The sequence below is a fragment of the Streptomyces sp. GQ60 genome, assembly GCF_059758875.1.
The window spans coordinates 49598-73914 of record NZ_JCAXEG010000018.1; the positions used below are offsets into that span (position 1 = coordinate 49598).

Annotated in this window: 14 protein-coding genes; 10 read left to right on the top strand and 4 right to left on the bottom strand. The window is 73.0% G+C overall.

Annotated elements, in window-relative coordinates:
• The first annotated feature begins 619 nt into the window (after positions 1-619).
• The 4 genes from AC6CKD_RS31650 (at position 620) to AC6CKD_RS31665 (ending at position 16054) form a co-directional block, all read left to right on the top strand.
• The gene (locus AC6CKD_RS31650; RefSeq protein WP_498332149.1) at positions 620-3829 is read left to right on the top strand and encodes a non-ribosomal peptide synthetase; all 3210 of its coding nucleotides are present in this window, start codon (positions 620-622) and stop codon (positions 3827-3829) included.
• A 108-nt stretch (positions 3830-3937) separates the two neighbouring features.
• Positions 3938-9634: an amino acid adenylation domain-containing protein gene (locus AC6CKD_RS31655; RefSeq protein ID WP_498332151.1), complete on the top strand. Its 5697-nt coding sequence runs from the start codon at positions 3938-3940 to the stop codon at positions 9632-9634.
• Complete coding sequence (locus AC6CKD_RS31660; protein ID WP_498332153.1) at positions 9631-12906, top strand: amino acid adenylation domain-containing protein; 3276 nt, start codon at positions 9631-9633, stop codon at positions 12904-12906. The genes AC6CKD_RS31655 and AC6CKD_RS31660 overlap by 4 nt, the downstream gene beginning before the upstream one ends.
• Positions 12907-12982: 76 nt before the next feature.
• Positions 12983-16054, top strand: a complete 3072-nt coding sequence (locus AC6CKD_RS31665; protein ID WP_498332154.1) for a class I adenylate-forming enzyme family protein — start codon at positions 12983-12985, stop codon at positions 16052-16054.
• Positions 16055-16195: 141 nt separating this feature from the next.
• Here the strand turns inward: AC6CKD_RS31665 and AC6CKD_RS31670 are convergent, their stop codons facing one another.
• A complete protein-coding gene (locus tag AC6CKD_RS31670; RefSeq protein WP_498332156.1) occupies positions 16196-16624 on the bottom strand; it encodes a hypothetical protein in 429 nt (142 codons plus the stop codon).
• 6 nt (positions 16625-16630) lie between these two features.
• The gene (locus AC6CKD_RS31675; protein ID WP_498332158.1) at positions 16631-16876 is read right to left on the bottom strand and encodes a hypothetical protein; all 246 of its coding nucleotides are present in this window, start codon (positions 16874-16876) and stop codon (positions 16631-16633) included.
• Between the two features lie 186 nt (positions 16877-17062).
• Between AC6CKD_RS31675 and AC6CKD_RS31680 the strand changes: the two genes are divergently transcribed.
• From AC6CKD_RS31680 to AC6CKD_RS31705, 6 genes are all read left to right on the top strand, one after another.
• Positions 17063-17251, top strand: a complete 189-nt coding sequence (locus AC6CKD_RS31680; protein ID WP_498332160.1) for a DUF6381 family protein — start codon at positions 17063-17065, stop codon at positions 17249-17251.
• 174 nt (positions 17252-17425) lie between these two features.
• Positions 17426-18547: an amidinotransferase gene (locus tag AC6CKD_RS31685; RefSeq protein WP_498332162.1), complete on the top strand. Its 1122-nt coding sequence runs from the start codon at positions 17426-17428 to the stop codon at positions 18545-18547.
• A gap of 263 nt (positions 18548-18810) precedes the next feature.
• Positions 18811-19611 (top strand): ABC transporter substrate-binding protein, encoded by an 801-nt coding sequence (locus AC6CKD_RS31690; RefSeq protein ID WP_498332248.1) that lies wholly within the window; start codon positions 18811-18813, stop codon positions 19609-19611.
• Positions 19608-20408: an amino acid ABC transporter permease gene (locus tag AC6CKD_RS31695; RefSeq protein ID WP_498332164.1), complete on the top strand. Its 801-nt coding sequence runs from the start codon at positions 19608-19610 to the stop codon at positions 20406-20408. Before AC6CKD_RS31690 ends, AC6CKD_RS31695 begins: the two co-directional genes overlap by 4 nt.
• A gap of 7 nt (positions 20409-20415) precedes the next feature.
• On the top strand, positions 20416-21234 hold the full coding sequence (locus AC6CKD_RS31700) for an amino acid ABC transporter ATP-binding protein (RefSeq protein ID WP_498332166.1): 819 nt from the start codon (positions 20416-20418) through the stop codon (positions 21232-21234).
• A gap of 189 nt (positions 21235-21423) precedes the next feature.
• Complete coding sequence (locus AC6CKD_RS31705) at positions 21424-22530, top strand: mechanosensitive ion channel family protein (RefSeq protein WP_498332168.1); 1107 nt, start codon at positions 21424-21426, stop codon at positions 22528-22530.
• Positions 22531-22598: 68 nt separating this feature from the next.
• Here AC6CKD_RS31705 and AC6CKD_RS31710 read toward each other — a convergent pair whose 3' ends face one another.
• Together AC6CKD_RS31710 and AC6CKD_RS31715 are read right to left on the bottom strand one after the other, a co-directional pair.
• A complete protein-coding gene (locus tag AC6CKD_RS31710; RefSeq protein ID WP_498332170.1) occupies positions 22599-23543 on the bottom strand; it encodes an NmrA/HSCARG family protein in 945 nt (314 codons plus the stop codon).
• Between the two features lie 120 nt (positions 23544-23663).
• Positions 23664-24074, bottom strand: coding sequence for a Fur family transcriptional regulator (locus AC6CKD_RS31715; protein WP_498332172.1), 411 nt, complete (start codon positions 24072-24074; stop codon positions 23664-23666).
• Between the last annotated feature and the right edge of the window lie 243 nt (positions 24075-24317).

Below are 24317 nucleotides of genomic sequence, written 5' to 3' on the forward strand. Positions count from 1 at the left end.
AGCGCCCTCGTGGCCCGTGACGTCACGGGCGCACGGTGCCGACGCCGCCGCCACCACGGGACGACAGCGCATGGCCGGCCACACCCGGACAACCGCCCTGACCTGCTCCTCGACCTCCTGATCGGCAGCGGGCGGACCAGGAGCATTCCGGCACGGCGAATCGGCCTGCTGGCTGATCCCCCCCTGGGAGTTGGCGTGTTGACGACCCATCAGAGGCCATCATACTCGCGGAGGTTTGGGTGGACGTCGGTACAGATCGGCCGCACAGGACGACCGATTCCGGGCCGTGGACGGCCCTTGACGGTGAATGGGCGTTGTGCGAATCTCTCGACAGGTCTGGACCAATTGTCTAGCTAGGGCGGGGGCCCGAGCTACCTGACACCCCGGGTAATCCCGGGGCGTCCGGCGGTCCTGACCGCTCACGGCCGTCGGCCGGTCCCCGGGGGAGGACCGGACGCCACCGAGCGGTCGGCATCTCATCGAACTCGCTCGTCCCGGACTGCCACTGGGCGCTTATGCCCCGACCTGCAGGCAGCTCGCACCCGTGCCCCGTTCCGCGTCCGCACGTTCACCCGTGCCGCTCCTCCGCCCTGCTCCGACGTCCTAAGTGAGCCGCCGAATGTCCGAAGTCCTCCCCCTGCCCGACCGCACCCCGGCCACCCCGGCCACCCCGGCCCAGCAGGGCGTCTGGCTGACCGATCGGCTGGGACTGGCCCGCGAGGCGTTCCACATGCCGGTGCGGATCTCCTTCGACCGGATCGACGGGGCGGCACTGGTCCGCGCCGTGGACGCGGTCATCAGGCGCCATCCGGCTCTTGGCGCCCGGCTGGTGGAGCGTGACGGCCGGGTCTGGCAGGAACCCGCGACGCGCCGGCCCGAACTGGTGCAGCTCGGAGCTCCCGCGGACGAGGCCGACTTGGAGAAGCGACTGGAGGAAGAGATCGGCCGTCCGTTCGCCCTGGAGACCGGCCCGCTCAGCCGCTTCACCCTGTACCAGCGCGCCGACGGCAGCGCCGAACTGCTGGTCACCGCCCACCACTCGGTCTTCGACGGCAATTCCAAGGACGTCCTGGCCCGGGACCTCGCAGCCGCGTACGGTTCGTCGTCGCCCCTGCCCGTGACCACCGCACCGGCCGCACTGGCCGCCCCGGCCGCGCCGACCCCGGATGCGGGCACCGTACGGAGAGCTGCCGCGTGGTACGGCCCGCGTTGGGCCGCCGCCACCGACCCGGTCCTGCCCGGCGTATCGCGCATCCCGACCTCCGCCGGTGCCGGTGAGGCGGTCGAGTGGCGGCTCGACGGCGCCGAGGCGCACGAGTTGGCCGCCGCAGCCGCCCTCAGCGGCACCACCGTGTTCGAGTTCCTGCTCGCGGCACTGCACGGGCTGCTCCGCCGCTACGGCGGCGAGGCGGTTCCGGTGTCCGTCCCGCTGTCCACCCGTACGCCTGAACTCGAGTCGGAAATAGGGCTCTTCGTCAATGAACTGCCCGTCCACGCGCCTGCGGCCGATGCGTCACAGTCCTTCACCGCTTTCGCCGCCGGCGTCCGGGCCGAGCTGCGGGCCGGCTACCCGTACCGCAGCGTGCCCTTCGGCACGGCCGTCACCGGACTGGGCCCCCGCGTCGGCCTGACCGCGGTCTCGCTCGGCTACCGCCGCCGCGGCCCGGACCCGGACTTCGCCGACACGGGTGCCCGGATCGCCTGGACCGTGCACAACCGTACGGCCCGCAACACCCTCCACCTCCAGATCGTCGAAGCCCCCGAGACCCACGGCATCCTGGGCGGCGGCATCGACTTCGGCCTCCAGTACGACCCGGACGTGCTCGCCCCGGACGCCGCCCGGCGCATCGCCGGGCACTACAGCACCCTGCTCGCCGCCGCGGTCGCCGCGCCGGGCATGCGGCTGGTGGACCTGCCGCTGCTGGACGCCGCCGAACTCCGGGCCGTCACGACCGCGCCGAACGCCACCGATCGGCCCTACCCGTCCGACCGGACCGTCCTCGACCTGGTCCGCGCCCAGGCCGCGGCCACCCCCGAGGCGATCGCGGTCAGCGCTGCCGACCGCCACCTCGGCTACCGCGAACTATGCGCTCGCGTAGACCAGTTGGCCGCAATACTGCGCGCCGACGGGGTCAGACCCGGCGACCTGGTCGCCCTCCACCTCAACCGCACCGCCGACCTGCCCGCCGCACTGCTCGCCGTCCTCGCGACCGGCGCGTCGTACCTGCCGCTGGACCCCGGCTACCCGGCCGAGCGCCTCGCCCTCGTCCTGCGCGACTCCGGAGCAGTCCTGCTGCTCGCCGACCGCGAGCCTTCGCCGGCCGTCGTCGCCGCCGCCCCCGCGGTCCTACGGCTCCCGGAGCCGTCGGCGCAGGACCCGGCCGAGGCCGCCACCGGGACCGCTCCCGACGCCACCGCCGACGACTCCCCCGGTCCGGACGACGTCGCGTACGTCCTCTACACCTCCGGCTCCACGGGCCGTCCCAAGGGCGTCTCGGTCGGCCACCGCGCGTTGGTCAACCTGCTCAGCTCCTTCGCCGACCGGCTCGGCTCCGGCCCTCAGCACGCCTGGCTCGGCTTGACCTCCCTCTCGTTCGACATCTCGGCGCTGGAGCTCTACCTGCCGCTGACCACCGGCGGCCGCCTGGTACTCGCCCAGGACGGGCTCGCCGTAGACGGCCCGGGCCTGCTCGCACTGATCGGCACCGAGGGTGTCACCCACGTCCAGGCCACCCCGTCCGGATGGCGGGTGATGCTCACCGCGGGGACCGGCGCCGACGCCTCGGCCGCCGACGCACTGGCCCCCGACGCATTGGCCGCCGTCACCGGCCTGGCCGGCGGCGAGGCGCTGCCGCTGCCGCTCGCCCGCGAACTGCGCGCGCGCACCGCCCGGCTGTTCAACGTGTACGGGCCCACCGAGACCACCGTCTGGTCCACCTGCTCCGAACTCCCCGCCGAGCCGGAACGGGTCGGGATCGGCCGCCCGATCGCCAACACCCAGACCTACATCGTCGACGAGCAGCTGAACCCCACCCCGCTCGGCATCCCCGGAGAGCTGCTGATCGGCGGGGACGGCGTCGCTCACGGCTACCTCGGCCGACCCGAACTCACCACCGAGCGCTTCGTGCCGAGCCCGTTCGGCCCGCCCGGGGCCCTGCTCTACCGGACCGGGGACCGCGCCGTGTGGACGCCCGACGGCGAACTCGACTTCCTCGGCCGGATCGACGACCAGGTCAAGATCCGCGGCCACCGGATCGAACTCGCTGAGATCGAGTCCGCTCTGCTGGAGCACCCGGCCCTCGCCCAGGCCGCCGTTGCCGTGCGTACCGGGGAGGACGGGGAACCCTTCCTGGCCGGCTACCTGGTCCCGGCCGACGGCGCCCGGCCGGCCGGCCCCACCGACCTGCGCGACCACCTGATGCGCACGCTGCCGGCCGCGATGGTCCCGCAGCGCTGGCTCACCGTGGAGCGCCTGCCGCTCACCCCGAACGGCAAGCTGGACCGGCGGGCCCTGCCGGTACCGCCGCGCGAGGCTCCGGCGCCACACGCCGCCGATACCAGCGACGCAGGCACAGGCGCAGACGCAGGCGCAGGCGCAGGCGCAGGCGACGAGACGACCGAAACGGTCCGCCGCATCTGGGCCGAGGTGCTGAACCTGCCCGATGTCGGCCCCGAGGACGACCTGTTCGACCTCGGCGGGCATTCACTGACGGTGATCCGGATCGCCTCCCGGATCCGTGACGCCTTCGGTGTGGAGCTGGACTTCGACGTCTTCTTCGACGTCCCGACCCCGGCCGGCATCGCCGCCGCCGTCCGCGAGCGCCAGTAGGCCCTGTACCCGGTACCCGGTACCCGGGCACAGGCCGCTCGGCCCGTGCCCGGACCCGCCGCGTCCGCACCCTCCGACTCCCCCGCCGAACGCCCGAACAGGAACTCGATGACGGATACCCAGGACCTGCCCGCCGACTGGTCCGCAGCCAAGCGCGCCCTCCTCAGCAAGCGGCTGCGCGGCGCCGCGGCCCCCGCCCGGGTGGTGGCCCCCCGCCCGCCGGACACCGCACCGCCGCTCTCCAGCGGCCAGGAACGGCTCTGGTTCATGGACCAGTTCGCTCCCGGCTCCACGGCCTACACCCTGGCACCGGCCCGCCGGCTCCGAGGCCCCTTCGACCGGGCCGCGCTGGACGCCGCGCTGACCGATCTGGTCGCCCGGCACGAGAGCCTGCGGATGACCTTCCGCACCACCGAGGCCGGCACCGCCGAGGTCCGGGTCGCCGAGCCCGCACCGTTCGCGGCCCAGCACGTGGACGCCGCCGCGGCCCCGGACCCGCAGGCGCGCGCCGCCACCGAACTCGGCGCGCTGATCGCCGAACCCTTCGACCTCCAGTCCGGTCCGCTGCTGCGCGCCCTGGTGGTCCGGATCGCCGAGGACGATCACGTACTCGCCCTGGTGATGCACCACATCATCTGCGACGGCTGGTCCATCGACCTCCTCAACCGCGAGCTCGACCTCCGCTACGCCCACCACGCCCACGGCAGCCCGGGTGACCTACCCTCTCTCCCCGTCCAGTTCGGGGACTACGCGGCCTGGCAGCGGTACAGTCTGGAGAGCGGCCGGCTCGCCGCCTCCCGCGCGCACTGGCGCAGCGAGCTCGACGGCGTCCCGGCCCTGGAGCTGCCCTCCGACCGACCCCGCCCGCCGCTGTTCACCTTCGACGGGGCCGCGACCGAGTTTCATTGGAGCGCCGAACTCTCGTGTCAGATCGGCGAGTTGGCGCGCGCGTACGGCGCCTCCACGTACATGGTGCTGATGGCCGCCTTCCAGGCCCTGCTGGGCCGGCACGCCGGCCAGCGCGACTTCGCCGTCGGCTCCGCCGTCGCCGGCCGCATCCACCATGAACTCGAAGGCGTCGTCGGTGCGTTCGTCAACATGCTGCCGATCCGCGCCCGGCTCTCCGCCGACCTCGACTTCGGCCGGCTGATCAGCCGGGTCCGCGAGACCACGCTCGACGCGTACGCCCACCAGGAGGTGCCGTTCGAGCAGATGGTCAGCGATCTCGCGGTGGAACGCGACGTCAGCCGCACCGCCGTCTTCCAGACCACCTTCGCCTTCCAGAACTACGGCGACCGCGCCACCGGCCCCGCCGCGGGCCTGGCCTCCGAGGGCTTCGGCTACGAGGCCACCACCACCCACGCCGACCTCGCCCTCTACATGCGCGAGGAGCCGGACGGCGGCCTCTACGGTCTGTTCACCTACCGCACGGACCTTTTCGACGCCGCCACGATCGAGCGCCTCGCCGAGCGGTTCGAGTTGCTGACCGCGGCCGGCGTCGCCGACCCCGCTCTGCCGGTCGACCGGCTCCCGCTGCTCGGCACGGCCGAGCGGACGGCCGTACTGGAGACATGGGCCGTCGGTCCCGCGCTCCCGGACGGCGGTCCCGCCACGCTGACCCAGGCGCTGTCCCAGGCGGCGGCCCGGACGCCGGAGGCGCCCGCGCTGGTCTTCGAGGACCGCACGCTGACCTACGGCGACCTCGACCGGCGCGCCAATGCCATGGCCCGGCGCCTACGGGCGCTGGGCGTCGGTGCGGACGACCGGGTGGCCGTATGCCTGGAGCAGTCCGCCGAGCTGGCCGTCGCCCTGGTCGCCGTACTCAAGGCCGGCGGCGGCTACCTGCCGCTCGACCCCGAGCAGCCCCCTGCCCGGCTCGCCCACCTGGTCGCCGATGCCGGAGCCAAGGTCCTGATCACCGACACCGTGCTGCGACCGCGGTTCGGCGACCACCCGGCGGTCGACCTGCTGACCGGCGACGGCGGCGCTTCGTCGGAGTGCCGCCAGGCGGAGCGGGCCGCGACGGAGTGGGACGGGGCGCCGCTGGAGGAGGTCTCCGGCGCCGACCACCTGGCGTACGTGATCTACACCTCGGGCTCCACGGGCACACCCAAGGGCGTCGCGGTGCAGCACCGCCAGATCCTCAACTACCTGGCGGGCGCCGCCGAGCGGCTGCGGATCGAGCCCGGGGCCTCCTTTGGGCTGCTGCAGTCGCTCTCCTTCGACTTCAGCATGACCATGCTCTACCTGGCGCTCACGACCGGCGGGCGGGTGCACCTGCTGCCGCGCCGGATCGCGGGCGTGGAACTGGCCGCGGAGATCGAGCGGGCCGGCATCGACCACCTGAAGATGACGCCCTCCCACCTGGCCGCGCTGACCGCCGACGCCCCGATCGAGCGGCTGCTGCCACGCCGTACGCTGGTCCTCGGCGGCGAGGCCAGCAGCTGGTCCTGGGCGGCGGGCATCGCCGCACTGGGCCGGTGCGCGGTGTTCAACCACTACGGGCCCACCGAGGCGACGGTGGGAATCACCGTCCACGAGGTCACCGCCGACGGCCTGAACGCGCCGGGCAGCACCCCTATCGGCAGCCCGCTGGCCGGTGGGCGCTGCTACGTACTGGACGAGGCCCGCGACCCCGTTCCGCCGGGCGTCACCGGTGAGTTGTACCTGGGTGGGGACCGGCTGGCCCGGGGCTACCTCGGGCGGCCGGACCTGACCACCGAGCGGTTCCTGCCCGATCCGTACGCCGACCCGGCCGACTCGCCGGGCGCGGATCCCGCCGCGGCCGGCTCGTCCGGCACCGACGGGGGCGTCCCGGGGACCGGCGGCCCGCGGATGTACCGCACCGGCGACCTGGCGCGCTGGCGGACCGACGGGACCCTGGACTACCTCGGCCGCGGCGACGACCAGATCAAGGTCCGCGGCTACCGGGTCGAGCCCGGCGAGATCGAGGCCGCGCTGACCGCTCTGCCCGGCATCACCCAGGCGGTGGTCCTGGCCCGCGGTGAGGGCGTCAAGCAGAACCTCGTGGCCTACCTGGAACGCCCCGCCGGCGGCGAGCCGCCGGCCGCGTCCGAGCTGCGCGCCGCCCTGGGCGAGGTCCTGCCGGACTACATGGTGCCGGCCCGCTACGTGGTGCTGGAGAGGCTGCCGCTGCTCGCCCACGGCAAGGTCGACCGCAAGGCGCTGCCCGCGCCCTCGGACGGGCCGGCCGCCGGCGTCCACGTCGACCCCGAGACCGGGACCGAGCAGGTGATGGCCGCCATGTGGGCGGACCTGCTGGACCTCCCCCGAGTCGGTGCGCTGGACGACTTCTTCGAGCTAGGGGGCCACTCCCTGCTCGCCACCCAGGTGGTCGCCCGGATGCGCCGAGCCTTCCCCGACCTGGCCGCCCCGGTCGGCGTGATGGACCTCTTCACGCACCCGACGGTCCGTCGGCTCGCCGGACTGGTGGCCACCCCCGAGGCGGACCGCGGCCCGCGCCGGCTGCTGCACCTGCTCACCCCGGAGCGCCGCAAGGCGGCCGCCAGCGTGGTCTGCGCCCCCTACGGCGGCGGCAGCGCACTGATCTACAAGCCGCTCGCCGACGCCATGCCGGCGGACTGGGCCCTGCACTCCATCGCCGTCCCCGGCCACGAGCTGGGCGAGGAGGCGATGGACATCGACGAGGTCGCCCGGCTCTGCGCAGAGGAGATCGTCGCCAACGTCTCGGGGCCGCTGGTGCTCTACGGCCACTGCGGGGTCGGCGTCCGGCTGACCGTGGAGATCGCCCGCCGGGTGGAGGCGGCCGGCCGGGAGATCGACGCCGTCCACCTCGGAGGGATCTTCCCGTTCGCCCGCCCGAAGGGCCGCGGAGCCGCGATGGCCGAGCGCTTCGCCGAGCTGGCCGCCCGTCTGCGCAGCGACCAGGGCATGATCAACGCCCTGGCCGCGGCGGGCCTGGACGTGGACGAGGTCGACGAGGACCAGCTGCGGCTGATCGTGCACAACCGCCGGGTGGGCACCAAGGGCGCCGAGCGCTACTTCGGCGACCTGTACGAGAGCGAGGGCGGCGCCATCACGGCGCCGGTGATCGCCGTCTGCGGCGACCGCGATCCGGCGACCGAGTTCTACGAGGAGCGGTTCCGCGAGTGGCACCGGATCACCGGTACCGCCGCCGTGGTGGTCCTGGACGAAGCCGGGCACTTCTACCTCAAGTACCGAGCCGAGGAGTTGGCCGGAATCCTCACCGGGGTGCACCGGTCGATCGCCGCCGGCGAGGAGGCGCGCCACGCACGCACCGCCGACGCCACCTGGTGGCTGGCCGGCCTGTCCCGCGACGCCGCCGACGCGGCGCCGGGCACCGCGCCGGACTCCCGGCAGCCGGGGGCGCAGGAACGATTCGGGACGCCGGACACGGCCCGGAAGGCCCGAAAGGAATGGAGGGCCCGGAAGGCCCGGAAGGCACCCGGGCGCGGCCCCGTCCGCCCGACCATGGGCCGCTTCCTGGCCATCGCCACCGGCCAGCAGCTCTCGATGATCGGCTCGGCGCTCACCGAGTTCGCCCTGCCGATCTGGATCTACCTGCAGACCGGCTCGCTGCTCCAACTCGGTCTGCTGGCCGCCTTCGGCCTGGTGCCCGGCATCGTGGTCGCCCCGCTGGCCGGCGCCATCGTCGACCGCGGCGACCGCCGCCGGGTGATGCTGTGGGGCGATGTCGCGGCCGGCCTGACCCAGGCGGCCCTGCTGGTGCTCTACCTCAGCGACTCGCTGGAGATCTGGCACTGCTACGTGATGATCTCCCTGCTCTCCGCCTCGCTGGCCTTCCAGCGCGTCGCCTGGGGCTCGGCGGTACCGCAGCTGGTGCCCAAGCGGTTCCTCGGCCGCGCCAACGGCGTGGTCCAAATGGCCTTCGGCCTCGCCCAGTTCCTCGTTCCGCTGATCGCGGTCGGCATCCTGCACGTGATCGGCCTCGGCGGCATCCTGGTCTTCGACGTTGTCAGCTACCTGATCGCCACCGGCGTCACCCTGGCCGTTCGCTTCCCCGACGTGATGGCCGCCACCCGCCGCGAGAGCGTCGGCGCCGAGATTCGGGCCGGCTTCCAGCGGGCCCTCGGAAGCCGCCACTTCAGGGCCATGCTGTTCTGGTTCGCGGTGCTGAACATCTTCCTCTCCCCGCTCTTCCTGCTCATCACCCCACTGGTGCTCTCCTTCTCCTCGACCGCCGCGGCCGGCTGGGTCTCCACCGCGGCCGGCCTGGGCGCGGTCCTCGGCGGCCTCACCCTGCTGGTCTGGGGAGGCCCGCGCCGGATGCGCCTGCGCGGCGTCCTGCTCGCCACCCTCGGCCTCGCCGCCGCCTGTGTCGTGACCGGCCTGCGGCCCTCGGTGACCGTGGTCGCCGTCGGCGCGTTCGGCATGACCTACGGTCTGGCGCTGCTCAACGGCATCTACGCGACGGTCATCCAGACCAAGGTGCCGATGCGCTTCCACGGCCGGGTCATCGCGGTGAACACCCTGGTCGCCTGGTCCACCCTGCCGATCGGCTTCGCGCTGGTCGCCCCGGCCGGTCCCGAGCTGCTCCAACCCCTGATGGACGAGGGCGGCGCGCTGGCCTCCAGCGTCGGCGCGCTGATCGGCACCGGTGACGGGCGCGGCATCGGCCTGCTCTACCTGGTGTTCGGCCTCGCGATGGCCGCACTGGTCCTGATCAGCTTCTGCGTCCCCGTCCTGGCCCGCTTCGACCGGGAAGTCCCGGACGCCGAATCCGACGACCTGGTCGGCCTGGAGACCTTGCGGGCCCGCACGAAGAGCGAGATGAACAGATGACCTCCCCCGCCCCGATCGCCCGCCATCCGCTGACCGACGAGCAGCGCCGCCTCTGGTTCCTCCAGCAACTCAGACCCCGGGACGCCGGGTTCAATATGTACCTGAACCGGCGCTGGAGCGGGCCGATGAACCCGCGGGCGATGGGCGCGGCGCTCACCCGGCTCACCGCGCGGCACGAGGTGTTGCGCACCCGGTTCGCCCTGGACGACGAGCAGCCCGTCCAACTCGTCGAGCCCGTACGGGATGTCGTCCTCACCCTGGTCCCGATACCGGACGCCGCGGAGGAGTCGTTCACCGCGGCCTGCGCCCCGTTCGTCAACGCCCCCTTCGACCTGAGCGAGCGCCCGCCCCTACGGGCCGTCCTGGTCAGCGCCGGCGAGCACGAGCACGCCCTGAGCCTCGTGGTCCACCACATCGCCGCCGACGGCTGGTCGTTCACCGTGCTGTGGCGGGAACTGCTCGCGCTGTACCGCGAGGAGATGGGCGAGGGTCCGGTCGAACTGCCCGATCTCAAGCTCCAGTTCGGGGACTTCGCACGCGCCGAGCGGACCAGGCTGGACGGCGGCGCAGCCGAGGAGGCGGTCCGGCACTGGAGCGGTCGGCTGTCCGGCATCAGCGCCCTGCGGATGCCGCTGGACCATCCCAGGCCCGCCGAGCCCACCCATCCGGCCGGCTTCGCCGACCTCGCCCTCGGCGCCGACCTCGTCGCCGGAATCGACGCCCTGGCGCGCGAGCAGCGCTGCACCCCGTTCATGGTGCTGCTCGCCGCGTACCAGAGCGTGCTGGCACGCTGGAGCGGCAGCTGCGACTTCGCCGTCGGCACCCCGCTGGCGGGCCGCAACGAGACCGCCCACGAGGCCCTGCTCGGCTACTTCTCCCGCACCGGAGTGATCCGCGCGGACCTCACCGGCGAGCCCGACTTCCGCACCGTGCTGCGCCGGGTGCGCTCCGCCACGATGGCCGCGCTGAACCATCAGGACGTCCCGGCCGAGCGGGTGGCCGCCGAGCTGGGGCTGCCCGTGCTGCCCGGCGTCGGCGCGCTCTACCAGGCGGTGTTCGTCCACCAGAGCCAGTACGACGAGGCGGCCGGCGCCGACGGCCGCACCGCGCTGCCCGAGGGCGTCCGGACGGCGAGCATGGACTCCGGTTTCGACCGGGCCAAGACCGATCTGCTGTTGGACAGTTGGCGCACCCCGCACGGCGGGATGACGCTCTCGTTCTGCTTCGACCGGGAACTCTTCGAGCGCGCCACGGTCGAGGCCCTGGCGCGCCGGGTCCGAGACCTGCTCGCCCGAGCCGTCGTGGACGTGGAGGTCCCGCTGCACGGGGACTGGCTGCTGACCGGCGAGGAGCGCTCCGCGCTGCTCGCCCTCGGCACCGGGCCCGCCGTCTGCGAGGACGCCCGCCCGATCCTGCGCGGCTTCGCCGCCCAGGTCGCCGCGCGGCCCGACGCGCCCGCTCTCGAGTGTGCGGGCAGCGTCCTCAGCTACGCCGAACTCGACCGCGCCTCAGATGAGTTGGCCGGCCGACTGGGGCCCGTGTCCGGCCGTGCGGTGGGCGTCCGGATCGAGCCGTCCTTCGACCTGGTCATCGCCCTGCTGGCGATCTGGAAAGCCGGCGCCGGCTACCTGCCGCTCGACCCCGCGCACCCGGCCGAGCGCCAACGTCTGATGCTCGGCGAGGCGGACGCCGCCCTGCTGCTCAACGGAGGCGAGCGTCCGGACGTCGGGGCCCCGGAGCTGGGAGTCCCGGAGCTGCGAGTCCCGGCCGCGCTGGCCGCGGGCACCGTGTCCGGCGGCACGGGGCCCGAAGGGACCGCACTGCCCGGGACCGACCCGGGCGGCCTCGCGTACGTCCTCTACACCTCGGGCTCCACCGGCGCCCCCAAGGGCGTCGCCGTCGAGCACGCCGCGCTGGCCGAGCGCGTCCGGTGGATGGCCGGACCGGAGGGCTACCGCCTTGGGCCGGGCGACCGGATCGTCCAGTTCGCCTCCATCGGCTTCGACACCCACGCCGAGGAGATCTGGCCCGCCCTCACCGCGGGCGCCTGCGTCGTCCTGCTGCCCGGCGGCGGCCGCATGCTGCCCGACCTGCTGCGCGCCGAGGCCGGACGGTCCGTCACCGTACTCGACCTGCCCACCGCGTACTGGGAGGAACTGGTTTCGCTCGGAGACCAGGTCCCGTGGCCGCCGGCGCTGCGCCTGGTGGTCCTCGGCGGTTCCGAGGCGCGCGCCGCCACCCTCGCCCAGTGGCGGGAGCGGCACGGCGACACCGTCCGACTGGTCAACACGTACGGCCCGACCGAGGCCACCGTCATCGTCACCGCGGGCGAACTCGGCGGCCGGCACGGCGGCGGCGTCGTCGGCCACATCGGCGGCGGGCCCGCCGCCGCGCAGCGCCCGCCGCTCGGCCGTCCGCTGCCCGGGGTGCGGCTCTACCTCTTGGACGAGCGCGGCAGCCTGCTGCCCGCCGGCTCCGAGGGCGAGCTGTTCATCGGCGGTGACGGCCTCGCACGTGGCTACCTGGCCCGGCCCGAGCTGACCGCGGAGGCCTTCCTCCCGGATCCCTTCGCCGACGCCCCGGACGCCCGGATGTACCGCACCGGCGACCGCGCCCGGTGGCGCACCGACGGGCAGTTGGAGTTCCTCGGCCGCGCCGACGGGCAGGTGAAGATCCGCGGATACCGGATCGAGCCCGCCGAGATCGAGGCCGCCCTCACCGCCCACCCCGCCGTCGGCCAGGCTGCCGTACTGGTCCGCGACGGCCGCCGACTGATCGCCTACGCCGCCCTCCGACAGGCCGCCGGGCAGCGATCCGCGGCCGCGCCGGAGGCGGGCGAACTGCGCGAGCACCTGGCGCTGCGGCTACCGGCCTTCATGGTGCCGGACTCCGTGGTGCTGCTCGCCGCCCTCCCGCTCACCGCCAACGGCAAGCTCGATACGGCGGCCCTGCCCGACCCGGACCCGGCGGACGCTGCCGCCGGCTACCTGGCACCCCGCACCGACGCCGAGGCCCTGGTCGTCGACCTCTGGCAGGAGGTGCTCGGCGTACCGAGGGTCGGCGTCCTGGACGACTTCCTCGCCCTCGGCGGGGACTCGCTGCTGGTCACCAGGGTGGCAGCCCGCATCCGGGCCGGTGTCGGCCTCGACGTGCCGATCCGGGACGTCTTCGAGAGCCCCACGCCGGCAGCCCTGGCAGCCCGGATCGAAGCACTGCTGATCGCGGAGATCGATGCCCTCAGCGAGGAGGAGGCCGCCGACCGGCTGGCCTGACTCCGCCTGCCCGACCGCCTCCCTCCCCTACCCTCCCCTCCCCCGACTCACCCCGGAGCCTGCCATCGCCACCACCGTGCCGCCCGCCGCGACGACCGTCCCCCAACTCCTCGACGCCCGGGCCGCGGAACACCCGGACCACGTGGCGCTGGGGGTCGTCGGCGGCGGGGAACTCACCTACCGCCGTTGGCGCGAGGAGGCGCTGCGCGCTGCCGTCGGGCTGGCCGCCGCCGGGGTCGCACCGCACGACCGGGTCGTGCTGCGGTTCTCCAACGCGCGCTGGGACCGGTACGCCGTCGGGTTCCTCGCCGTCCAGTACGCGGGCGGGGTACCCGTTCCGGTCCGCGAGGACCTGTCCGAGAGCGATGCCGCCGCCCTGGCCGCGCTGGCCGGAGCCGGCACGGTCCTGCGGGAGGGGGACGGTGAACCGCCCGCCCTCCCGGGACTGGTGGAACTGCGTCTGGACGCCCTGCTGGCGGCGCACCCGGAGCCGCCGGACGGCCCGCCGTACCGGGTCGGCCCGGGCGACCCGGCCCAGGTGGTCGGCACCTCCGGCACCACCGGCGCGCCCAAGGGCGTGCTCGCCGCCCACGGAAGCCTCACCGCCGGCCTGGCCGCCCACCCGCGCCGCCGCGCCTACGCGCACTCGCGGCACGCCCTGCACGCCTTCCCGATCGGGACCAACGCGGGCCAGGTGATGCTGCTGGGCGCACTGACCGCCGCGCCGACCACGCTCAGCCTGCCGCGTTTCGACGCGGACCAGTTCGGCGTCGCGGTCGAGAAGTTCCGGGTCGGCACCGCCTTCCTGGTGCCTTCGATGGCGATCGAACTGGTCAACTCGGGTACCGCCGGGCGGTACGACCTGAGCAGCCTGCACCTGGTCAACTCCTCCGCCGCCGCACTGCCCGCACCGGTGGCGGCCGCGCTGGCCGCGGCGCTGCCGGGTGCGACGCTGGTCAACACCTACACCTCCGCCGAGGCCTCGCCCGCGCAGATCTCCACCGTGGTCGACGCCCGCCGCCCGGGCTCGCTGGGCCGCCCGGCGGACCCCCGGGACGTCACGATCCTGGATGCGGACGGGCTGCCGCTGCCCGCCGGGCAGGTCGGCGAGGTCTGGCTCCGCCAGCCCGGACCGCCGCGCGGCTACCTGGGCGCCGCCGGGGAGAGCGCCCGGGTGTTCCGGGACGGCCGGGTGCGGATGGGTGACGTCGGACGCCTCGATCCGGACGGGTACCTGTACCTGGTCGACCGGGAGAGCGACGTCATCAAGAGCGGTGCGCTGAAGGTCTCCACGCTGCGGATCGAGGAGGTGCTCCACGAGCACCCCGCGGTCGCGGACGCCGCCGCGCTCGGCCTGCCGCACCCCGTCATGGGCGCCGTCCCGGTGGCGGTCGTGGTGGCCGGGCCCGGCGGCCTGGACCTGGACGAGTTGCGGCTGTTCCTGAGCGCCCGGTTGAGCAGGCCCGAACTGCCGGTCCGGATCCTGCTCGCCGGCGACCTGCCCAGGAACCCGAGCGGCAAGGTGGTCAAGCACCGGCTGCGCCCCCTGTTCGAGGCGCCCGCGGAGCCCGCCGGTCCCGCGGTAGCCCCGGCCACGCCGACGGAACTGCGGCTGGCCGGACTCTGGCGGCGGCTGCTCGGCCGGCCGGTCACCGACGTGGCGGCCGAGTTCTTCGCGCTCGGCGGCGACTCGTTCCGGGCGGTCCAGCTCGCCTCCGGAATCAGCGGCGAGTTCGGTGTCCGGGCGGGCACCGCCGTGGTCTTCGAGCGGCCCTCGCTGCGATCCCAGGCCGCCTGGGTGGACCACCCCGACCGGCGGCCGACCCCTGCTGAGGACGCCCTTGCCGGGACGGCGGACACGACCGTGACGCCCTACCTGGCCGCGCTCCGCGCGCAGCCGCACGCCGTCGCGCTCACCTCGCAGCAGGAGAACTTCTTCCGCTGGATGGCCGAGGCCCCCGGGCGGGACGCCGGCGCGGTGACGGCGCTGTTCCGGGTGGCCGACCGGCTGGAACCGCAGACCCTGGGCCTGGCGCTCACCGAGGTGGTCCGGCGCCATCCGGCACTGCGGACCCGGTTCGAGGCGGCCGGGGAGGGGGTCGTGCGGGCGGTGCTGGACGAGGAGCCCCGGGTGCGGATCACGCTGACCCGGGCCCCGGGGGCCACTGACGCGGAGGTGGACGCCCTGCTGCTGGCCGAACGCGACCGTCTCACGGACCTGGCCCGTGACCCGATGGCGCGCCTCCTGGTGATCAGCCGATCCGAGACCGACCACGTGGTGCTGGTCGCGGTGCACCACATGGTCTCCGACGGCTGGTCGGTCGGTGTGCTGCTGGCCGACCTCGGGGTGTTCTACTCCGCGCTGCGGCGGGGCCGCTCCGCCCCGCCGGCCCGCTCGGGCCCGGGCTACCGGGAGCTGGTGGACTGGGCGAACGCGCACTGGCCCGCCTCCCGGGCCCATTTCGGAGCGGCGCTGGCCGGGGCGCCGGAGGCCGTCGAGCAGTTCGCCGGCCGCCGGGCGGTGGACGAAGTACTCACCCAGGCGCACGAGTTCGAGGTGCCGGCCCCGTTGGCCGAAGCGCTGCGAGCGCGGGCGGCCGAGCTGGGCGCCACTCCCTTCCTCGCCGTCACGGCGGCCTGGACCGGACTGCTGGCGAGCCGCAGCGGCCGTCCCGACCTGGTGGTGATGACCCCGGTGCCCGGCCGCCCGCGCCCGGACGCCGAGCGCACGGTGGGCTGCTTCGTCCAGTCGCTGCTGCTGCGCGTGGACGCGAGCGGCGGACCTGGTTTCGCCGAACTGGTGGACCGGCTGCGGGCGGTCTACAGCGAGGCACTGGACCACCAGCTGTACCCGTTCGCCGAGTTCAGTCCGTCCGTGCCGTTCGCCGCCTGGCTCCGCTACGAGGCGTGGGCCGCGCCCGCGCAGCTCCCCGGCCTGACCTGCGAGGCCTGGGAGCTGCCGCGCGGGAGCACCGTCCCCTGGCCGCTGCCGGGCGGCGACCGGGGCGTGCCGGAGCTGACCGTGGTCGAGCAGCCGGACGGCGGCCTGCGGTGCTGGCTGCAGTACAACGCGCTGGCCTTCGAGCTCCCCGTCATCACCGAACTGGCCGGGGAGTTCACGGCCGCGCTGACCGCTGCCTGCGGTTGATCGAGGAGCGAGATCCGGCAGACGTACGGTCTCGATCCGCACGAGGCGTCCTCGCGCCGCCCCACCCGCCCGGGGCGGTGCGCGTACTCCCGCGGCGAGGGTGTCGCGGTGGCCGAACGGGTCCTCGAACTGGCCGGGGCGTCAGAGATCCGCGCGGGTGGTGGACTGGGCCGCCCGTACCGCGACGTTCGTCGCGTCCTCCACGAGCGTCGCCGCCGAGCGGCCGTCGTCGGTCAGCGTGAAGCCGCACAGGACCGCCCAGGCCAGCGCGGCCGAGGCCGCCTTGGCGCGCCCGGTCCGGTGGGGCAGGAGGGTGCCGAAGAGCAGCGCGTCCCCGACGTCGAGCGCCACCCGGCACAGTACGGCCGTACGCAGCCCGCTGCCCTCGGGGACGGTGAGCATGGCCGCGCCGACGACGGCGTCCCGTGCGCCCAGGGCTCGGATCGGCAGTGCGGAGGAACCCTGTACGGCCAGGCCGCACGGGCGGGCCAGTACCTCGGGTCTGCACGCGACCGCCAGGCCGTATGCGACGGTGGCCGCGCCCATCACGCGTGCCGCTGTGGTGCGCATCCGCGATCACTCCGTCTCGTGGTCCCCGGCGCCCGACGGCGCCTGGTCGTACGGGCGGTCCTGCTCCTCGCGGCCGGTACCCGGGGCCTGCCGCTTGGCCTCGTGTCCGCGGGCGTCCGCCGCGCCTCCGCGACCCGGACGCCGGACGACGGCTTCGTCCGCCTCCCGCCGGGCCTCGCGGTCGCCGCTCTCCCCCTCGGCCTCGGACGGGGTGGTGCGCGGGCGGTGCCGGGAGTCTTCCTGAGCCGCCATGTCGGGCCTCCTTCGCTGGTGCCGGTCCTCCGGCGACTACCCCGTCCTGCCCGTGGGACGCATCGGGCTCCGGCGCGCCGTCTCGTACGCGCGTGGTTCGACCTGTTGGACCCGTCACGGTGGCGGGTCCGGCGTGCTCCTGCTTGGCTTGAAGGACCTAGCCCCGAATCCCCTCGAGGACCGATCATGAGCACCGAAAGCCAGCCGAGCGAGCGGGCCCGGCAGATGCGCGACAAGGCTCAGGAACTGGAGCAGGCGGCGCAGCGGGCCGCCGATCCCGCGGAGCGGGAGCGGCTGACCGCCAAGGCCCTGCACATCCGGGAGAAGAGCGAGCAGGAGAACGGCAGGGGCAGCGGAACCATGGACCCCATGTAGACGTTTCGGACCGCGTGATTCCACCGTCCCCGCAGCCATGGGAGGGACGACCGCGGGTAGGCGGCGGGTACGGAATGCGGTCCGGCCCACCCCGGCGTCGGGACCGAGGGTGAGGGCGGTGAAGATCATGGAGCGTCCAGTGTCGGCGGGGTTCCACTCCCTGGGAGGCGCGTGATGTCGGTGTCGGCACCCGCGGCCGGCGAGGTCGCGGAGACCCTCGTTTCGCCGGTCAGTTCGCACAACGAGTGGGATCCGCTCGAAGAGGTGATCGTCGGGCGCCTCGACGGCGCTACGGTCCCCGGGAACCATCCGGTCGTGGCGTGCAACATCCCGCCGTGGGCGGCCCGGTTCCAGGGCCTGGGCGCCGGTTTCAAGTATCCGCGCATGCTGGTCGAGCCCGCGCAGGAGGAGCTCGATCAGTTCGTCGCCCTCTTGCAGTCCCTCGGCGTCACGGTCACGCGGCCGGCCGCCGTCGACCACAGGCAGCGGTTCGGCACGCCCGACTGGTCGTCCCGCGGCTCTTTCAACACCTGCCCGCGCGACAGCATGCTCGTGATCGGCGACGAGATCATCGAGACCCCGATGGCCTGGCCGTGCCGCTACTTCGAGACGCACTCCTACCGGGAGATCCTGAAGGACTACTTCAGGCGTGGTGCGCGCTGGACGGCGGCGCCGAAGCCGCAGCTCACGGACGCCCTCTTCGAGTCGGACTTCTCCGTGCCCGAGGCCGGCGAGCCCATGCGCTACATCCTCACCGAGTTCGAGCCCGTGTTCGACGCGGCGGACTTCGTACGCGCGGGACGCGATCTGTTCGTCACGCGGAGCAACGTCACCAACCGCATGGGCATCGACTGGCTCCGCCGCCACCTCGGGCCGGGTTATCGCATCCACGAGATCGAGAGCCGCTGCCGCACGCCCATGCACATCGACACGACGTTGCTCCCGCTCGCGCCCGGCAAGCTCCTGGTCAATCCCGAATACGTCGACGTCGACCACCTGCCCGACCTGCTGAGCTCGTGGGAGATCCTCGTGGCCCCCGAGCCGAACCCGATCGGCGAGCGCGTCCTCAAGCTCACCTCGCTGTGCGGCAAATGGCTCAGCATGAACGTCCTCATGATCGACGAGCACCGGGTGATCGCGGAGCGGCACCACACCGACATGCTGCGCGCCCTCGAACGATGGGGCTTCGAGCCCATCCCGTGCGACCTGGCGCACTACGCGCCGTTCGGCGGCTCGTTCCACTGCGCGACGCTCGACATCAGGCGCCGCGGGACCCTCGAGTCCTATTTCCCTTGACCGGCCCGCCATCGATCCGCCGGCGCGCCCGGGGGCCGGTTCGTGGGGGGCGGACACCCCGCCTTCGTGATCATGGCCGGATCCACACGGGTCGGCCGGGGGTCCCCAGAACGCATCGCCGAAGATCCCCCGACGGGCGCCGCCCGTGGCTTAGCATCTCGGCGGACGGTCCCGTCCCGTGATCGCCGCTCGCCCCGCACTCGTGGAGGTCAACCGTGTCCCGGACGGCCAGAGGAACCCGCAGTCGCCGCACCAGCCTCCGTATCCGCGCCGCGGCCTCAGCCGCCGCGGCGGGTGCGTTCCTCCTCGCGGGATGCTCCTCGGGCGGTGACGGCGCAGGTGAGGCGGCCGGCGGAGTGCCCGTCGTCGAGAAGGGCAAACTGACGACCTGCACCCATCTGCCGTACCCGCCGTTCCAGTACGAGAAGGACGGCAAGGTCGTCGGTTTCGACGTGGCCCTGGTCGACCTGGTGGCGAGCCGGCTCAAGGTCGAACAGAAGATCCTCGACACTCCCTTCGAAAACTTCAAGACGGGCGCCTTCCTGAACTCCGGCGAGTGCGACCTCGCGGCGGCCGGCATGACGATCACCGACGAGCGGAAGAAGAACGTCGACTTCTCCGTGCCCTACTTCGACGCCACCCAGGCACTGCTCGCCACCAAGAAGAGCGGCGTCACCTCACTCGCCGATCTCAAGGCGAAGTCGAAGAAGCTGGGCGCACAGGCCGAGACCACCGGCGAGAGCTACGCCAAGGCCCAGGGATTCGACCCCGTCGCCTTCGAGAGCTCGGACGCGGTGATCAACGGGCTGCGCACCGGCCAGGTCGACGCCGTCGTCATCGACTACCCGGTCGTCCAGGGCTGGCTCAAGGATCCCAAGAACGCTGCCGAGTTCACCCTCGCGGAGAACATCGACACGGGCGAGCAGTACGGCTTCTCGGTGAAGAAGGGCAATACCGCCCTCGTGGCCGCGATCGACAAGGCGATCACGGACGCCAAGGCCGACGGCACCTACAAGAAGATCTACGAGCAGTGGATCGGCCCGCTGCCCCAGGCCGCGCCGTGACCTCTCGGCTGACCCGGCGTCAGCGGCGGCGCGTCTCGCAGGGCGTGCAGTACGCCCTCTTCGTCGCCGTGCTGGTGCTGGTCGGCGTGAACGCCGACTGGGACCGGCTGCAGAACCAGTTCGCCCAGAAGGACCTGGCGCTGCGGCTCTTCCCGGAGATCATCACCACGGCCCTGCGCAACACGGTGGTCTACACGCTGTCGGGCTTCCTCCTCGGGCTGGTCCTCGGCCTGGTCATCGCCATGATGCGGCTGTCCTCGGTGGCCCCCTACCGGTGGGTCGCCGGCGTCTACATCGAACTGTTCCGAGGCCTCCCGGCCCTGTTGATCTTCATTTTCGTCGGCGTGGCGGTGCCACTGGCGTTCCCCGGTACGGAGATCCCCGGCGGCACGTACGGCAAGGTGGCGATCGGCCTCGGCCTGGTGGCCGCCGCCTACATGGCGGAAACGATTCGGGCGGGCATCCAGGCGGTACCCAGGGGGCAACTGGAAGCGGCCCGCTCGCTGGGTTTCTCGCACGCCCGGGCCATGGTCTCGATCGTGATTCCCCAGGCCTTCCGCATCGTCATCCCGCCGCTCACCAACGAACTGGTCCTGCTGTTCAAGGACTCCTCGCTCGTCCTGTTCCTCGGTGTGACACTGCAGGAGCGGGAGCTGACGAAGTTCGGGCGGGACCTCGCCAGCCAGACCGCCAACTCCACCCCGATCCTGGTCGCGGGTCTGTGCTACCTCCTGGTGACCGTGCCGCTGAGCTTCGTGGTGCGCCGCCTGGAGGCCCGCTCGGCCAAGGCCACGTGAGGACGAGATGCCACAGGAGACGGAAGCGGTGGGTGCGATGGCCAAGGACGGCCCGGAGATCGAGATCCGCGGACTGCACAAGTCCTTCGGCGACAACCACGTCCTGCGCGGCATCGACCTGGAGATCGCGCGCGGCGAGGTCGTGTGTGTGATCGGGCCGTCGGGCTCGGGCAAATCGACGCTGCTGCGCTGTGTGAACCTGCTGGAGGAGCCCACCGAGGGCCGGGTCTTCATCGGAGGCACCGAGGTCACCGACCTGGACGTGGACATCGATGCCGTACGCCGCCGCATCGGGATGGTCTTCCAGCAGTTCAACCTCTTCCCGCACGTGAACGTCACGGAGAACCTGACCCTGCCCCAGCGCCGGGTCCTGGGCAGGGACAAGGCCAAGGCCGCGGCCGTGGCCCGGGAGAACCTCGCACGCGTCGGCCTCGCCGACAAGGCCTCGGCCTTCCCCGCCCAGCTGTCCGGCGGCCAGCAGCAGCGGGTGGCGATCGCCAGGGCCCTGTCGATGGGGCCGGAGGTCATGCTCTTCGACGAGCCGACCTCGGCGCTCGACCCCGAACTCGTCGGCGAGGTGCTGGCCGTGATGCGGGTCCTGGCGGGCGAGGGCATGACGATGATGGTCGTCACCCACGAGATGAGCTTCGCCCGCGAGGTCGCGGACCGGGTCGTTTTCATGGACGACGGAGTGATCGTCGAGCAGGGTCCGGCGGCGCGGGTGGTCGGGGATCCCCGGCAGGAACGGACCAGGAGCTTCCTCAACCGCATCCTGGACCCGGCGGCGGCCGAGCCGCCCGGGCCCGAGAGCACGGGTGGGCGGTAGACCCGGCCCACCTGCGGCGCCGCCGTGGCCATGGGGCAGGATGGCAGCCCGTTCGGCATGCGCACGCCTGTCCCAACGCGGCTTCCCGCACGACGAACTGACAGGTGACAAGGTGACGACACACCTCATACGGCGGCCGGCTGCTCCCGCCGCCGCTTCCCCGGTCCGGCGAGGGGCGGGGGCCGTCCGTTGAACCGGGATCTCGTCCTGCACGACTGGCTGGTCGCCGGCATCGCGCTCGCCGCGGGCGCCTTGGCCGGTCTGCTCCTGCGCGCCCTCGTACGGTGGCTGGGCAAGCACGCGCTGCGGACGCGGTGGAGCGGGGACGACATCATCGTCGCCGCGCTGCGCACCTTGGCCCCGGGGGCGGCCGTCATCGCGGGCGCCGCCGTGGCCGCTTCGACGCTGCCCCTCAGTAGCCGGGTCTCCGGCTGGGTGAACCAGTCGCTGACCGCCCTGCTGATCCTCATGGCCACGCTCGCCGCGGCCCGGGTCGTCGCCGGTCTCGTCCAGTCCGTGGCCCAGGCACGGACGGGAGTGGCCGGATCGGCCACCATTTTCGTCAACATCACGCGGGTCGTGGTGCTCGCGATGGGCCTGCTCGTCGCACTCGAAACCGTGGGCGTGTCCATCGCGCCCCTGCTCACCGCCCTCGGCGTGGGCGGTCTGGCGGTCGCGCTGGCCCTGCAGGACACGCTCGCCAACCTCTTCGCCGGCGTCCACATCCTCGCCTCCAAGACGGTGCAGCCCGGTGACTACATCCGCCTCACGAGCGGCGAGGAGGGTTACGTGGTCGACATCAACTGGCGCAACACCGTGGTCCGCAACCTGTCGAACAACCTCGTGATCATCCCCAACGGGCGGCTCGCGCGCACGAACATGACCAACTTCACCCAGCCGGAACAGCAGTTGTCGATCCTCGTCCAGGTCGGCGTGGGCTACGAAAGCGATCTGGAGCACGTCGAGCGGGTGACCCTCGACGTGGTCGGCGGGGTCATGGCCGACATCAACGGAGCGGTCCCCGACCACGAAGGGCTCGTCCGCTTCCACACGTTCGCGGACTCCAGGATCGACTTCACGGTGATCCTGGGCGTCGGCGAGTTCAGTGACCAGTTCCGGATCAAGCACGAGTTCATCAAGCGGCTGCACCGGCGGTTCCGGGAGGAGGGCATCTCGATCCCCGCCCCCACGCGGACGATCGCGCTCCACCAGGACGTCCCCCGGCCCACACCGCCCGCGCCCGTCCCCCACCAGCGCGAGGCTCCGTCCTCTGCGCTGGCGGACAGTGGGCGGTAGCGGGTAGCGGGCAGTAGCAGGCGGTCGGCGTGGGGTCGTGCCTCCCGCCGCGGCCTCCACCCGTGCCGTCAGCTCGGGTGGAACTGATCGTGGTGGGCGGCCAGCCAGGTGGCGAAGTCCTGGATGTCCGGGTTGACCGTACGTACGGCGTCCAGGTCGCGGGCGGCGGTGAAGGAGGCCTCGCAGTCGGCGTAGAACTGGAACATGTTCCCCGCCTCGTCGGCGCCCGGAAAGCCCTGGGCGCGGTACGCATCCGGGGTCAGGGGCCGGTAGCGCACGGGCCGGCCCAGCGAGTCGGTGAGGGCGGCCGCCATGTCGGCCACGCGCAGGTGCTCGCCGGCGATGCTGATGGTCGCGGCCACGTAGTCGGCGCCGCCCTTGAGGATGGCGTGCGCGGTCTTGCCGACATCGCGTACGGCGATGCCGGACAGCCGCTTCTCCCCCATGGGGAAGTTCAGCGTGAGGGTGCCGTCCTCACCCGGCTGCGGCCCGAAGGCGCTGAGCAGGTTCTCCCAGAAGAAGGTCGTCCGCAGGTACGTGACGGGCACGCCCGCCGCCGGGAAGTAGGCGTCCGCCTCCGCCTTGCCGTCGAAGTGGGGCACCTTGTACGAGCCCTGGAGCGTCGGCATCCGGTCGTCGTCGATCGGAATGCAGTGGCGCGTGTCCTCCAGGGTGGACCAGATGGCGTGCTGCACGCCCGCGTGCGAGGCGGCCCGGGCGAGGGCGGCCGCCTGCCGCTTCTCGTGCGCGGCGTCCATGTCCTCCCAGAAGTTGGTCACCAGGTACGCCCCGTACGCGCCTTCGAAGGCCGGTGCGAGGCTCGCCTCGTCGTCCAGAGCGGCCTGGACCACCTCGGCCCCGAGGCGTCCCAGCTCCGTTGCCGCCGTCGACTCCGGGTGCCGCGTCACGGCGCGCACGACGAAGCCGCTGTCCTTGTCTTCGAGGATCGACCGGGCCAGTGAGCCGCCCTGCTGACCGGTCGCGCCGAACACGGTGACGATCTTGTCGGTCATCGCGAGCCACCCTTCTGTCACGCTGTGGCGCAGCCCCCGGACGCTCGCCGCGCGGGCCGCACCGGGCGCCTGCCCGGCCGCGCGGCTTCCATGCCCGTCCGTTCCGCCGCCCGGGCCGCTTCACGTACAGGCGGGGCACAGCCCGCGGTAAGTGACCTCGACGTCGGACACGGTGAAGCCGTACCGCTCCGCCGCCGGAAGCCCGGCCAGTGGGTCGCCGGTCGGGTGAACGTCGCGGATGACGCCGCAGCCCGAGCACACCAGGTGCTGGTGCGGGTGATGCGCGTTGGGGTCGTAGCGCTTCGAGCGGCCCTGTGCGGAGACCTCCGCCACCTCACCGAGCGAGACCAGCTCGCCCAGGGTGTTGTAGACGGTCGCCCGGGAGATCTCGGGGAGCCGGCGCGCCGCGCGGGCGTGCACCTCGTCGGCCGTCAGGTGCACGTGCTCGCCGTCGAGTACCTCCGCCACGGCTCGCCGCTGGGACGTCATGCGCCAGCCGCGCCCTCGCAGTCGCTCCAACAGGTCGCTCATTTTCGCTTCACGCCTCCATTACGTACGGGCCGGGCCGATCGATGGCCAACGCATTTCCGATTCCCATATCAGCAGTGGGGAATCGCGCTGATAGGAAGATGTCACCTTTGGATCTGGGCTGTTTGTTGCACGGGGGTGCCCTGCGTGTTCTCGTAGCGGTGCGCTCCACGGTGCGCGACCATACGGACGCCGATACGCGCTCGATTTATCGGCGTCGTTCGCGAGGATACGGTCTCGTCGGAG

Excerpts from the sequence above, each read along its gene's own strand:
- AC6CKD_RS31650 (WP_498332149.1), top strand. The coding sequence starts at position 620 with ATGTCCGAAGTCCTCCCCCTGCCCGACCGCACCCCGGCCACCCCGGCC.
- AC6CKD_RS31655 (WP_498332151.1), top strand. The coding sequence starts at position 3,938 with ATGACGGATACCCAGGACCTGCCCGCCGACTGGTCCGCAGCCAAGCGC.
- AC6CKD_RS31660 (WP_498332153.1), top strand. The coding sequence starts at position 9,631 with ATGACCTCCCCCGCCCCGATCGCCCGCCATCCGCTGACCGACGAGCAG.
- AC6CKD_RS31670 (WP_498332156.1), bottom strand. The coding sequence starts at position 16,624 with ATGCGCACCACAGCGGCACGCGTGATGGGCGCGGCCACCGTCGCATAC.
- AC6CKD_RS31675 (WP_498332158.1), bottom strand. The coding sequence starts at position 16,876 with ATGGCGGCTCAGGAAGACTCCCGGCACCGCCCGCGCACCACCCCGTCC.
- AC6CKD_RS31680 (WP_498332160.1), top strand. The coding sequence starts at position 17,063 with ATGAGCACCGAAAGCCAGCCGAGCGAGCGGGCCCGGCAGATGCGCGAC.
- AC6CKD_RS31685 (WP_498332162.1), top strand. The coding sequence starts at position 17,426 with ATGTCGGTGTCGGCACCCGCGGCCGGCGAGGTCGCGGAGACCCTCGTT.
- AC6CKD_RS31700 (WP_498332166.1), top strand. The coding sequence starts at position 20,416 with ATGCCACAGGAGACGGAAGCGGTGGGTGCGATGGCCAAGGACGGCCCG.
- AC6CKD_RS31710 (WP_498332170.1), bottom strand. The coding sequence starts at position 23,543 with ATGACCGACAAGATCGTCACCGTGTTCGGCGCGACCGGTCAGCAGGGC.
- AC6CKD_RS31715 (WP_498332172.1), bottom strand. The coding sequence starts at position 24,074 with ATGAGCGACCTGTTGGAGCGACTGCGAGGGCGCGGCTGGCGCATGACG.